Below are 221 nucleotides of genomic sequence, written 5' to 3'. Positions count from 1 at the left end.
CATGGCCGTCGAAGCCCGAACTGGGTATGAAGCCTCCAAACTCGCTCGCGAACGCTACGCAGAGTATTTCCACAACTTCCATGAGATGACCCTCGCTGGGATGCGCTTTTTCTCCGTCTATCAGGGCTTTGGTGGCGCTGAAAAGCACAAAGGTGAGTTCGCGAACACGGTCGCACAGTTCACCGATAAGATTGCGAACGGAGAGCGCCCGGAACTGTTCG

Annotated in this window: 1 protein-coding gene; it reads left to right on the top strand. The window is 55.7% G+C overall.

Annotated elements, in window-relative coordinates; translation table 11 throughout:
* The coding region (locus tag EXE42_RS20450; RefSeq protein WP_342766605.1) for an NAD-dependent epimerase/dehydratase family protein at positions 1–221 on the top strand (221 nt) is incomplete at both ends.

It is taken from the genome of Halorubrum sp. SP3, from assembly GCF_005435195.1.
In the GTDB taxonomy this organism is placed as follows: Archaea; Halobacteriota; Halobacteria; order Halobacteriales; family Haloferacaceae; genus Halorubrum; species Halorubrum sodomense.
Note: the sequence above shows the minus strand (reverse complement) of the source record. Positions and strands in the feature narration are given on the sequence as shown.